The organism is Sulfitobacter sp. L-8, assembly GCF_056859255.1.
Genome location: NZ_JBSXOD010000018.1, coordinates 1 through 11,728 on the forward strand (window position 1 = coordinate 1; position 11,728 = coordinate 11,728).

General features: G+C 59.3%; 8 protein-coding genes. 2 read left to right on the forward strand and 6 right to left on the reverse strand.

The genetic code is table 11. From position 1 onward, the window contains the following. Window positions 1-347: 347 nt before the first annotated feature. From AC13DE_RS00995 to AC13DE_RS01015, 5 genes are all read right to left on the reverse strand, one after another. Window positions 348-1,040: a CBS domain-containing protein gene (locus AC13DE_RS00995; protein WP_446296438.1), complete on the reverse strand. Its 693-nt coding sequence runs from the start codon at window positions 1,038-1,040 to the stop codon at window positions 348-350. Window positions 1,041-1,539: 499 nt separating this feature from the next. Further along, entirely contained in the window at window positions 1,540-4,683 is a 3,144-nt protein-coding gene (locus AC13DE_RS01000) for an efflux RND transporter permease subunit (RefSeq protein ID WP_483046724.1), read from the reverse strand. After that, entirely contained in the window at window positions 4,680-6,125 is a 1,446-nt protein-coding gene (locus AC13DE_RS01005; RefSeq protein WP_483046725.1) for an efflux RND transporter periplasmic adaptor subunit, read from the reverse strand. The genes AC13DE_RS01000 and AC13DE_RS01005 overlap by 4 nt, the downstream gene beginning before the upstream one ends. Then, the gene (locus tag AC13DE_RS01010; RefSeq protein WP_483046726.1) at window positions 6,122-6,520 is read right to left on the reverse strand and encodes a FixH family protein; all 399 of its coding nucleotides are present in this window, start codon (window positions 6,518-6,520) and stop codon (window positions 6,122-6,124) included. The genes AC13DE_RS01005 and AC13DE_RS01010 overlap by 4 nt, the downstream gene beginning before the upstream one ends. 104 nt (window positions 6,521-6,624) lie before the next feature. Then, entirely contained in the window at window positions 6,625-7,029 is a 405-nt protein-coding gene (locus AC13DE_RS01015; RefSeq protein WP_483046727.1) for a hypothetical protein, read from the reverse strand. Window positions 7,030-7,358: 329 nt separating this feature from the next. Here AC13DE_RS01015 and AC13DE_RS01020 point away from each other — a divergent pair, with 329 nt between their 5' ends. Continuing rightward, a complete protein-coding gene (locus tag AC13DE_RS01020) occupies window positions 7,359-8,549 on the forward strand; it encodes a hypothetical protein (RefSeq protein WP_483046728.1) in 1,191 nt (396 codons plus the stop codon). A gap of 2 nt (window positions 8,550-8,551) precedes the next feature. Beyond that, on the forward strand, window positions 8,552-9,334 hold the full coding sequence (locus AC13DE_RS01025; protein ID WP_446312343.1) for a FecR family protein: 783 nt from the start codon (window positions 8,552-8,554) through the stop codon (window positions 9,332-9,334). Window positions 9,335-9,395: 61 nt separating this feature from the next. Here AC13DE_RS01025 and AC13DE_RS01030 read toward each other — a convergent pair whose 3' ends face one another. Then, window positions 9,396-11,594, reverse strand: a complete 2,199-nt coding sequence (locus tag AC13DE_RS01030; protein WP_483046729.1) for a CHASE2 domain-containing protein — start codon at window positions 11,592-11,594, stop codon at window positions 9,396-9,398. Window positions 11,595-11,728 lie beyond the last annotated feature (134 nt).

Here is an 11,728-nt window from a genome sequence, read left to right on the forward strand (position 1 = left end):
AAAAACCCGATGGATCGGGCAGTTAGGTGATGGTAGTCTCTGACATGTGGCATATCCTTTTCTCACCAGAGAATTGACGGCGTCTGAACACCGCCATGATATGCCGCACCTCAGGCCATCACCAACTTTCGCGCGTTTCTCCTTGATTTGTCGTCGCTTCCTAGGTGCTGAACGCATCCGGGTCGCCGAGGTTCTACGATGTCGCGAGCGGTTCGGCGACGGATGTACATTGTTTCGCATCTTGGCGCGCAGATATGTGACGCAAGGCGTCTGGATCAAATGCCGGCAGGGTTGCTGCCTCAAAGCCTTGGTTGATGATGATCCAGACGCCTTTGTCACAGCAGGCGCTAAATTCCCCAGACATAGTTCGGTATGCGTCCCAGGTTGACGGACACTTCACCGAGACCATCAATATTGTCGAGAGCGACCGAAGCGGCCTTTTCCACAGCATCCGAGTCGGCAAGCCCCCAGACATCGACGCGATCGCCCTCGACCACGACATTCAGGTGCGCCGGGTTCAGCCCCGGTACCTGCGCCAGCGCGCCCATCACGACCTCGCGCTTTTCACGGTTGGATATCGATGGGTCAAGCGTCACCTTGGGAATGCTTGCTAGGGCTTGCATCAGGTTGCCCCGACTAACGATACCGACAACCCTGTCATTTTCGACGACTGGCACGCGCTTGATGCGCTTTTCCTCCAACAGCCGTGCAATATCAGCGACGGGCGTTTCGGGAGCTACGACATGAACGTTGCGCGTCATGATGTCCTTGGCGCGGTGACTGCGCATCTTGATGAAATCCCGTGCGGTGCTTTCGGACCAAGAAAACAGCGAAAGCCACCAGGATTTGGGGGCAGAGCCCGATCCTTCTACCCGTCGCATCAAATCGCCTTCGCTGATGAGGCCGGTTACTGCCCCGTCTTCGTCCAGTATGGGCACGCCACTGATGTGGTTTTCCATCATAAGTGCGGCGATTTCTTCCACGGTCACATCGACATTGGCGGATATGACGTTTCTGGTCATGATGTCTTGAGCTTGCAATTGGAACTCCTTCCTTGTGGTAACGAACGGCAGAAAGACTGCCGGATTGGGCTGGGGCAGCACTCGGTGGTCGCGCGGACCGTGGTATTTCACGCCGAGATGGTTCGGCGGAACCTCATGCCTGGAAACCGCTGTGCCCTGCGAAGGACCGTCGGCGGCGAATTGGTTCTCTGGCTGGGCGTGGAGCCGCTTCGTGCAGGTTATTGCGGTGCATCCGGGGGCAATCGGCGACGGGATCAAGACCGGTACCCGGTCTGCATATGCGTCACATTCTATGCCGAGGGTTTAACGAGTAGCTATTCCTCCTTCGCTTGGGGTGAAGTTCTTGCACAATACGCGCAGGAAGAATCTCGACTTTGTTCTCGATCAATAAAACCACAATTTTTTGGAAAGGTGGTGGTACCGGAGCAAGTTTACAGAGCGGCGAAGGCTGTAACCACGCCCTTCGCCGCCGCCTGTTTTTTGCAGTATCCTCCTCGAAGCGCGCTAAGTCACCGTATCACACGGCTTTCGGCGCAACCGGGTGATTCATGTATGCGCTTTGCAGACGCCAACCTTTGATAACACCGTAAACGGCGGGGATTACGATCAGCGTCAGCAGCGTTGAGGAAATCATCCCTCCAATCATCGGCACAGCAATCCGCTGCATGATCTCGGAGCCGGTGCCGTGAGCCCAAAGGATCGGCATCAGACCTGCCATGATTGCCACAACGGTCATCATTTTGGGTCTCACGCGATCAACGGCACCGACCATGATCGCGGCATACAGCTCCTCTCGGGTGAGATCGCGGCCCTTGGCGCGGTCCTTGGCTTCGGTCAGGGCGTGGTCAAGATAGATCAGCATGATTACACCCGTCTCTGCCGCGACCCCTGCCAGCGCGATGAACCCGACGGCGACCGCGACAGACATGTTGAATCCCATGAACCACATCAGCCAGATCCCCCCGACAAGGGCAAAGGGTAACGAAAGCATGACAATCAAGGTTTCTGTCAGACGGCGGAAGTTGAGAAAAAGCAGCAGGAAGATCAACGCCAAGGTCAACGGTACCACAATAGCAAGCCGCTGTTTGGCGCGTTCCAGATACTCGAACTGGCCGCTCCATCCCAGCGAATAGCCTTGCGGGAGGGTGACCGAAGCCGCCACCGCCGCCTGCGCGTCAGCCACAAAACCACCCAGATCGCGCCCTGCAATGTCAACGAAGATATAGACCGCCAACTGCCCGTTCTCGGTTCGGATCGACGTGGCCCCGCGCTTGCGCTCGATCGTGGCGACGTCGCCCAGGGGAATCGTGCCGCCACCGGGCAAGGCGACCTGTACCTCGCGTCCGATCGCCTCGGGGTCCGAGCGCAGCGCGGCGGGGTAGCGCACCGCCACGTTGTAGCGCTCGCGCCCCTCGACGGTCTGGGTGATGGCCTTGGCCCCCAAGGCCATGCCGATGACTTCCTGCACATCCTGGACGGACAGGCCGTAACGGCCCAACGCCGCCCGGTCCGGGGTGATATCCAGGTAATACCCGCCGATCACCCGTTCCGCATAGGCGCTGGTGGTACCGGGAACCGTGCGTACGACTGCTTCCACCTCTCGGGCGACTTTCGCCATTTCTGTCAGGTTGTCGCCATAGACCTTGATCCCCACCGGCGTGCGGATACCCGTGGAAAGCATATCAATCCGCGCACGGATCGGCATGGTCCAAGCGTTCGAGACACCGGGAAACTGTAGCGCCGCGTCCATTTCCTGACGCAAGCTTTCTGTCGTGACGCCCGGGCGCCATTCTTCTTCCGGGCGCAGCTGTATGATGGTCTCAAACATGGACGTCGGCGCGGGGTCAGTCGCGGTAAGGGCGCGTCCGGCCTTGCCGAACACCGTCAGAACCTCGGGAAAGGACTTGATGATCCGGTCTTGCGTCTGCATCAGCTCTGCGGCTTTTGTCACCGACAGGCCGGGTAGGGTGGTCGGCATATACATCAAGGTACCCTCGTTCAGGGTCGGCATGAATTCCGACCCCAATTGTCGCGCGGGCCAAATTGTGACGACAAGAGCGGCCAGCGCTATGACGATGGTCAGTGCCTTGGCCTTCAGCACGCCGGTGATAACCGGTCGATAGACCGCGATCAAAAAGCGGTTCACCGGATTCTTGTGCTCAGGAATGATCCGTCCGCGCACGAACACCACCATCAGTGCCGGTACCAATGTGACCGACAAGAACGCCGCAGCCGCCATCGAGAATGTCTTGGTATAGGCCAGCGGGCCAAACATCCGGCCTTCCTGACCCTCAAGCGAAAAGATCGGAAGGAACGACACGGTGATGATCAGAAGGCTGAAAAACAACGCGGGGCCGACTTCGGTCGCCGCTTCGATCAGCACCTCGATGCGGGGCTTGTCGGGGGCCGCGCGTTCAAGGTGCTTATGCGCGTTTTCGATCATCACGATGGCGGCATCGATCATCGCTCCGATGGCGATGGCAATACCGCCAAGGCTCATGATATTGGCCCCGATCCCCAGCGTCTTCATCGCGGTAAATGCGATCAGCAAGCCCACGGGAAGCATTACGATCGCCACCAATGCCGATCGCATGTGAAGCAGAAACAAGATCGTCACGGCCGCCACCACAAGGCTTTCTTCCAGCAATGTGGTCTTGAGCGTCTTGATCGCTGAAAGGATCAGGTTCGAACGGTCGTAAACCGGGACAATTTGGGTGCCCTCGGGCAGGCTTTGGGCGATTGCATCCAGCTCGGACTTGGCGTTCTCGATAACGTCCAGTGCATTGGCACCCACCCGTTGCAGCACGATACCGCTTGCGACTTCACCTTCCCCGTTCAGTTCTGTAATGCCGCGCCGCCCATCTGGGACGATCTCTATGCGCGCAACATCGCGCAACAGGATCGGCACGCCCGCAACGCTGCGCAAAGTGATGTTGCCGATGTCTTCGGTTCCCGACAAATAGCCGCGGCCGCGGACCATGAATTCGAATTCCGAAAGCTCCACGGTGCGGCCGCCGGTGTCCATGTTGCTTGAGGCCACGGCTTTGCCAATGTCCGACAGGGTAATGCCTTGGGCGCGCATCCGAACCGGATCGACGGTGACCGAATATTGCTTGACGAAGCCGCCGACACTCGCGACTTCGGACACCCCCTCGGCGCGGCTGACGCCAAAGCGTACCACCCAATCCTGCAGGGTACGCAGTTCTGCCAACGACAGGTTTTCGCCGGTTACCGCATACTGATAGACCCAGCCCACACCCGTTGCATCGGGGCCAAGGGCAGGGGTGACACCCTGGGGCAGGTTGGCGGCGGCGGCGTTCAGATATTCCAGCACCCGCGAGCGGGCCCAATAGGGGTCCACCCCGTCTTCGAAGATGATGTAAACAAACGAAATTCCAAAAAAGGAAAAACCCCGCACCACCCTTGACCGCGGCACCGTGAGCATCGCCGAGGTCAGCGGGTAGGTGACCTGATCCTCGACCACCTGCGGGGCCTGACCGGGATAGTTGGTCAACACGATAACCTGCACATCCGACAGGTCGGGGATGGCATCAATCGGCAAAGTGCGCAACGACCAGATGCCGGCACCGACGATCAACGCAGTGGCGAAGAACACCAGCATCAGATTGCGCGCCGACCATGTTATGATACGCCCGATCATTCTGTGGCCTCCGGCGTCACCAGAGCCGCGAGCGCCGCGTTCAAGTTGCTTTCGGCGTCAATCAGAAAGGTGGACGTTGTGACGATACGTTCGCCGCTTGCGATCCCTTTGCGGATTTCAACCATGCCGTCGCCCTGCCGTCCGATCACCACATCCTGCGGCGCGAATTTTCCGTCACCCATATCGCGGATCACGACCTGACGGTCGCCGGTGTCGATCACGGCAGTCTTTGGTACCTGCACCACCGGGGTCGCGTCACCTGACGCCATTTCGACATCGGCAAACATATTGACCAAAAGCCGCCCGTACTGATTTGGCAATTCGATCCGCACCCGCGCGGTTCTGGTTTGCATATCCACGGCCGGATAAATCTCGTTGATGCTGCCTTGAAAGGTCTCGCCGGGCAACGCCGGGAAAGAGATCGTGGCCGGCGTGCCGCGTGACAGGCCAGCAAGCGAGGATTCAGGCACCTCGGCCATCACCCAGACCACCGAGGTATCGGCGATGCGAAACAGGGGCGCGCCGGCGGGCGACATCATTCCCTGCACAGCCATTCTTTCCATTACCACGCCTGACAGGGGCGCGATCAGCGGGGTGTTGACCGGCGGGCTTTTGTCCGCGGTTATCCCCTCGATCACCGCAGGCGGCACCCCGAGGTTCGCCAGCCTTTGGCGGCTGCCCTTGGCGCGCCCTGCACCACTGCGCAGATCCGAGACATAGAGAGCAGCGGCGGCGGCAATCTCGGGGGAATAGAGCATTGCCAGCGGGGCCCCTGCGGTGACGGTCGAACCGATTGTCACGTCCTCGACTTGTTCGACAAAGGCATCAGCCCGCAAGGATATGACGCTGATCCTGCGGTCATCCAGCTCCACGATGCCCGGTGCCCGCACCGGCATCACTATGGGTGCCGATACTGCCTCGGCGGTCCGCACGCCCGTGCGTTGCAGCTTTCCCGGCGAGATCGTGACCGTACCCGCGTCGGAGGATTCATCGGCATACACCGGCAGGTAGTCCATGTTCATCGAATCCTTTTTGGGCACCGGCGAGGTATCGGGAAGGCCCATGGGGTGGCGATAATACAGGATCGTGCGTTCGCCCGTATCAGCCGCCACAGTCGCAGCGTTGTCTTTGGTGACGGGCTCGAAGGACACATCCTGGCTGGCCAGTACAGCGATATAGGGGCGACCATCCGCCGTGCTGGTCGGGCCTGCCGACCAAGCGGGCGTATCATCCGGATGACGGTAATAGATCACGGACCCCGATGCCGGGGGCACCGGCGCGGGCATGGCTTTGGCGTCGGTGCCTATCATTGCGGCAAGAAACATCTGGGCTTCATCGCCCAGACGGGCGGGGGTCCAACCCTTGCCACCCGCCGACAAGCCCGCCCAACCGGCGGCCGCGCCGATGGCTCCGACCATAAAGAGTTTGCTATACGCGCTCATTCCTGCACCTCCAGGATGATGCGAGCCGAAACGGTTTCGACTTCCCCCTGGATCTTGGCTGCGACAGACATTTGCCAGCTGCCCTTCATGGAAAGGTCCGCAGAAAACCGGTATTCACCCGATTTCTCCATCGGGAGCGGTGCCAACGGGGACGTCATCATGGCCATGCCCTCAGGCTCCATATCCAGCCGGGTCGCAAAGATGATCGCATCCGCCACGGCTTGCTGGTCACGCAGGTCGGTCAATCGAAGGGTCAGCACCGCATCGCCGCCGACGCGATACGTCGTTTCGACCAGTTCAACGGCATAATCGGAGGCCTCGGCCCAAAGAGCCGGGGCAGGCAAAAAGATGGCGGCAGCGATGGCCGCGGATAAACGCGAAAATTCAAGGGGCATGACAGGCCTGCATAATATGGGTGTATTGATCACGATCGCTGCGTCGCCGGTGTTACAAGCGGTTGGCAATCGCGGTTATCAAGGTGCATCTTGCACCCAATCTGTCAGGCTTCAGGGGGTCTTTGCAGATCGTCGCCCCGCCGTTGTCCGGTCTGGACGGTTACGGCGGGCGAAACGCAGGCTAATCCGGCCAGCAAGAAACTATCAACGAAGGCCCAGTGGGGACCGACGAGCCCGACGGTGCCGCGGCATTGCGAAGACAAATGACACGGGGCATCGCAATCGGGTGTATCTGCGCAGTCGTCCATCTCAACATCCGAGGCGTTGTCGACCTGCGCCAGCTCCATCGCAGCGGCCTGGGCAGAAGACACCAAAGATGTGGCCGTTTGCGCAAACACTGCGCCGACCAGCAAACTCATCAGGAATAGGCGCAGTTTGATCCACATATCGCGGGCTATGTCGCTTAACCCGTTGCGCCGCAATACACATTTTGTTGATGCAGAGGACATGTCGCGGATCGGTGATCAAACGGGGCACAGACCCTGAGATTCACCAATGCGATGGGACGGATGCAACGGTATTAAAACAATATTGAAAGGCGGAAAGTACCACTTGAGAAGGGGCAGGAAAGGTACGGTGGCCCCTACGACTGAACCCGTTTTGCCTTGTCAAACAGCTGCGTTTCACGTTGTTGCATAAGGGCAACAGTGAAGTTGAAGGAGAGGGAACAGTTAAAATAACCTTTATCGAATGGGGCTGGGTGGTCCAACTTGGTCAGCAGGAGCGGGGTCCCGCCGCGACATACGCTCCAGCTATTTATTTGACCAAGGTGTTTCTGATGATCCTTTCCCGTATCCTTGTCGTTGCAGCCCTGTTTTCCGGGTTGGGCACCGTACCATCGATCGCCGAAACTTCGGCGGAGCGTCAGAGTCTATTTCAAGCGATGCTGCGCCAACCTGCCAATACCGACCTGATGCTGCAATACGCTCGGCAGGCGGTGAAGGATCAGGATTTCGAAGCCGCGGTGGCGACACTGGAACGGCTTGTGGATCGCGACCCTGCCTCGGTCGAGGCGCGCTCGGAACTTGCGGCGGCCTATTTCGCACTGGGGGCAAACGAGGTGGCGCTGTATCACCTTAACATCCTGCAAGGCAGTGATGCGTTGACGCCAGATCAACAAAGACAGATGGCGCGCTATGCCGAGGAGGCCCAGGATCGGACCGCGACATCATCCTTCTCGGGTTTCGCCCAAGCAGGTTTTGCAGTGCTCGGGGATAACGGAAAGGTCGGGGCCACGGCATCCATGGGTTTGGTACACAGGTACGACCCTGACGGCCCCGGCGGTACGGTTTTTATCACGACGTTACGCGCGGATTACCTTGATTTCGGATCCTCCACGACCACCGGTCAACGGTCGATAGCGTTTACTTATGGGCCTTCGCTTCGTCTGGCAGGCACGCAATACGGTCCGGTCCTGCGTCCGTATCTGGCGGTACGCAGCACCCATGACAACAAGATCGCATTCGACCGTGACGCCTTGGGGTTCGGTCTGAGCCTCGAGGCTCCGCTGACACAAAGCTGGTCCGCGTTTGCAAATCTTGAGGGTGGCAGGAGCCGCTATGATGCGTCGACCGTCGACGGCAACTATGTTGACGGGCAACTGGGGTTGATCTGGTTTCCGGGTCGCGATGCGTCGGTGCGCGGCTCTGTCATCAGTCAAAACGTAGATATCGCGGACCCGCTGATAGAAAGCGACTTCCGCGCCGTGCGGGTCGATTTCCAGAAGCGCCTGCGCCCGAGTTTCGCAGGTCATGACTGGAAAGTTTCCGGTTTCGTGCAGACTGAAACCGATAGTTTCACATCAGGCCGCGAGGACAAGGTCAAGCGGGTAGGGGCGGCGTTGCAGGCGTATATCACCGAGACCGTCTATATTAACGGTGAGGTGCAACTCTATGATCGGAAAAGCAACGTCATAGGCTTTGAGAAGTCCGAACCGTTGTTCAGCATGACAGTGGGGATGGAGTTTTAGCCATGCGCAATCTAGGAATCTTTGCGGCAACAGCCTGGATGGCGCTTGCAGCTACACAGGTACAGGCCCAGCAAATTGGCGTCGCTGCCAGCATCGAACGGGCAATGCGAGCCACGGCACCCGGCCAATCGGAACGACGTCTGACCGATGGTGCGGATGTCGTTGCCGACGATAGAATCAACACCGGTTCCGACGAGCGTGGCCAATTGCTGTTTCTTGATGAAACCACCCTTTCGGTGGCCCCCTCAAGCCAGATCGTCCTTGATCGGTTTATCTACGATCCAAGCGGCGGAAGCTCAGGCTTTGCGATGCAGTTGACAACGGGCGCATTGCGCTTCGTCGGCGGTACGACAAGCGAAGCGCAGGAAGCGATTATCAAGACCCCGACCGCGACATTGGGCATCCGCGGTTCTTCAGCCTTGGTGAGCTTTATCGGAGGACGCACCGTTGCCGTGTTCCTGATGGGGGACCGGATGTGCATTTCCTCCGGTGGGCAGGAGACATGTTCAAGCCGGCAAGGCGCGGTGCTGACCGAAGACGGCTATGCCGGGAGCGCATCGGCGGAATTGATCGCCAGCATGTTAACCAGAATTGACGGTCAGGCACCCAGCCAGCTGGCATCGCGCGGCGGGGCGACCGCAGGCGTGATAGCCGCGACACCGCCGAACAGGTCTCCGGTTTCAACCCGAGGCCGGCATATGGGGGCAGCCGATGTCAATGCGTTTGGGCGAAATGACAGCTATCGCGGGATCAGCGGTTTCACCGAGAGCGGCATCATAGAGTAAACGGCCTTCAGGTCACACGGTCCCGGCAAATCGCACACCGGGGTCACCCAAGCAGCTCTGTCTAGCGTTTCGCGGTACTGACAAAGGTTCCGTCCCAGCTCTTTGGGAGAGGGCTGTTACGCAGCGCCGTGATGCGATCGCGATAGAGTTGTGCAAGCAGTAGGGTATCAAGTCCGTCGACGGCCATGCCCGAAAGCTGATCCAACACCGAAAGCGCGTGATCCCATTCCTGGGCCAGGTACGCCGAGCGCGCCTTGCAAAAAACCGCAGCGGCGGACGAAAACGCCTGGTCGTGGGCGTGATAGACACAATGCAGCGCGACCGGCTCGGTCTTGCCTTTGACCACCACGCGGTCAAGTTCTACTGCGCGAATATCCTCGGGCAGGTCATGAATGCTTGGTGCGCCGACGCAGTTGTTGGTACCGTAAATGCGGGTCAACCCTTCAAAGCGTGCCGCCTGTGTGACGTTGTCGCCCACACATGTATAGCTAAGCCGGTCCCGCGACCCCATCAGCCCCACGTATGCCGGGCCGGTATTCACGCCAATTCCGATCCCGATCAGGGGCAGGCCGTCGGCGGCGAGCATATCGTTTGCCGCAGCGATGGATTGTTCGACGCGAAAGATTGCCCTGAGGCTGCGCGCTCGATGGTCCGGTTGATTGATGGGCGCGTTCCAAAACGCCATCACGGCGTCCCCGATGTATTTGTCGATCGTCGCGCCCTCGGCGGTCAATGCATCCGAAACGGTCCCGAGATAGCGGTTGAGAAAATGCACGATCTCTTCGGGCGTCATCCTTTCTGTCACCGTAGAGAAGCGACGCATGTCAATGAACATCACCGTTATTTCACGCGCGGCTCCGCGCGGGGTAAGGGCATCGTCGGGGTCGGCGGCTATCTGTGTGACCAGTGCGTCAGGGACGAAATACGCAAAGCGGCTGCGAATACTTTGTCGCAAACGTTCTTTGCCGATCAGGCCAAGGGTGCTGCCGGGTAGCAGGATCGCTATTGCCGTCAGGATCATCATCGACGGATCATACAAAATCCCCGCACGGTCGAATGCCAGCCACCCCGCAAGGATGCCAGCGGCGGAAATAACGACGGTGCCGGCGAATGCAGCCATCGGGCTTTCCCACGTGCAAAGAAACGTAATCAGCAAGCCGACGAGCGCAATGGTAACAAGCTCCAGCCCCGGCATCCAATCGGGTCGGGTCAGAAAAGACTGCGTTATTATCTGCTCGAGAACGCCGGCCTGAAGCATGACACCGGGCACTTTTTCCCCCAATGCGGTGGACCGCAGATCGAACAACCCCTGCGCACTTGAACCGACAAGGATGATGCGGTTCGCGATTTCGGGGTGCGACGCGGCGGGCAGGTCGGGTCCCAGCAAAGAATGCGCCGGGGTCATGCCACGTGGCCCGGTCGGAGCAACATGCAGGCGGAAGTGCCCGTTTCCGTTAAGCGGATAGGTGGCACCGCCGGTGCGCATTTCGACCACGCGCACGGCCCCACCCGACATCTCTCCGGAGGCTTGCGTGGTGCGCAGGATGTGACTGCCCGCACCCTGTGCCAGTCTGAGCAATTCGGCAGTAAACGAGGGCATCAGGGTATCCCCCATGCGTACAACCATCGGCACGGTCCGCGACACGCCGTCGTCTCCGGCTGACAAGCTTATCGCGCCGATACCCGCGGCGGCCTGGGTCAATTCGGGCAGGGGGGAAAGCGCGCCCGGAAACGAGGTGATTGCGCCGTCGGGCCTTGCGCCGGTGAAAGATATGCCTGCCTTGGGTTGCGGTACGTCGCCATCCACTGCACCGGAAACGGCAATGACCACGGGTCTCGACAAAAACGCCTCGGCCAGGCTGTTATCGTGATCCTGCGCCAACATAGCGGCGGGCAGGGTGATGTCTTGTTGGGAAAACCTTTGCCAACTTTGCAAGATCGCACCGGGCGATGTGCGATCCGGCTCTGTCAACAGAACATCGAACCCCACAGCAACCGCCCCGAGCGCGAACAATCTGTCGGTAAGCGTGGCCAGATAACTCCTTGGCCAGGGCCACTGGCCTAACAACCGGATGGATGCTTCATCTATATCGACGACATGTACCGGCACATTCGGATCAGGCTCACGCGGGAATACGCGTTGGTAACTGTCGAAAACAACATTGCGCAGTTGTCCCACGACAGACGGGGCAAAGGCGGCGAGCGTCAGCATCACCAGCAAAACGCAAAGCCCCGTCACCCAGATGGTCTTTTTCGGCATGAAAGCTCCTGCACCTCTGGGAGGCATTCGAAATCGGACGTGCTCAGTACGTTCATTCTCGGGGTGGTCGGCATTTTGTCAAGAATGCAGCATGATGATCGCGATGTCGGCCAAGGTACATAAAAAGACTTGGC

What these genes read in the sequence shown, in the direction of transcription:
- AC13DE_RS01000 (WP_483046724.1), bottom strand. Translation starts at nt 4,683, where the DNA reads ATGATCGGGCGTATCATAACATGGTCGGCGCGCAATCTGATGCTGGTG.
- AC13DE_RS01005 (WP_483046725.1), bottom strand. Translation starts at nt 6,125, where the DNA reads ATGAGCGCGTATAGCAAACTCTTTATGGTCGGAGCCATCGGCGCGGCC.
- AC13DE_RS01010 (WP_483046726.1), bottom strand. Translation starts at nt 6,520, where the DNA reads ATGCCCCTTGAATTTTCGCGTTTATCCGCGGCCATCGCTGCCGCCATC.
- AC13DE_RS01015 (WP_483046727.1), bottom strand. Translation starts at nt 7,029, where the DNA reads ATGTCCTCTGCATCAACAAAATGTGTATTGCGGCGCAACGGGTTAAGC.
- AC13DE_RS01020 (WP_483046728.1), top strand. Translation starts at nt 7,359, where the DNA reads ATGATCCTTTCCCGTATCCTTGTCGTTGCAGCCCTGTTTTCCGGGTTG.
- AC13DE_RS01025 (WP_446312343.1), top strand. Translation starts at nt 8,552, where the DNA reads ATGCGCAATCTAGGAATCTTTGCGGCAACAGCCTGGATGGCGCTTGCA.
- AC13DE_RS01030 (WP_483046729.1), bottom strand. Translation starts at nt 11,594, where the DNA reads ATGCCGAAAAAGACCATCTGGGTGACGGGGCTTTGCGTTTTGCTGGTG.